The sequence below is a fragment of the Nocardia sp. 852002-20019_SCH5090214 genome (assembly GCF_001665865.1).
In the GTDB taxonomy this organism is placed as follows: domain Bacteria; phylum Actinomycetota; class Actinomycetes; order Mycobacteriales; family Mycobacteriaceae; genus Nocardia; species Nocardia nova.
This window is the reverse complement of record NZ_LZMK01000302.1, coordinates 1-616: the sequence shown is the minus strand read 5'-3', so window position 1 is coordinate 616 and position 616 is coordinate 1. Positions and strand designations below refer to the sequence as shown.

The window sequence follows — 616 nt, the reverse complement described above, 5'->3', positions numbered from 1 at the left end:
GCGCCCAGGCCGCCGAACACACCGTCGCCGAGGCGAATACGGGCGCAGCGGAGGACGACAAGGGTGAGCCGGCGACCACCGCGGCGCGGCTGCCGCACCGGCATTCGAACGAGCCGGCACACCACCACCGCCCCGGCCGCGTCGGGCACTACCCGCAAGGCTGCGAAACCCGCTGCGGGCACACGCACCAAGGCCGCCACGGGCAAGACGGACACCGCCACACCGGCACCGGCACCGGCGGCGGGCACCCCGGCTGCCGACGCGCCCGCCCCGGCGGCCCGCCGGACGGCGCGCAAGAACGCCACACCCGACCCGGCAAAGTCGGGCGCGGCCCGCAAGAACACGAAAACCGCTGCCGCCAAGCCTGACTCGGGCACCGACAGCAAGGCCGAAACCGTGACCGCCCCGACACCGGCCGACACCCCGGCCGCCTCGGGCACCGCGCGCAAGGCTGCGAAACCCGCAGCGGGCAAACGTGCCTCGACCACCAAGCGCGCCACCGCGACCGCGCCGGACACCGCGAACGCCACCCCGGCCGCGCCGCGCACCGCCGCCCGCAAGGCTGCGAAGCCCGCCACCAAGAAACCCTGGGCGCGTTCGTCGTGGTGTGCTCAGC

The 616-nt window shown here is 75.8% G+C and carries 1 pseudogene; it reads left to right on the top strand.

Annotated elements, in window-relative coordinates:
• Nucleotides 1–63: 63 nt before the first annotated feature.
• Nucleotides 64–616: pseudogene (locus tag A5780_RS40200) on the top strand (hypothetical protein); the annotation flags it as partial.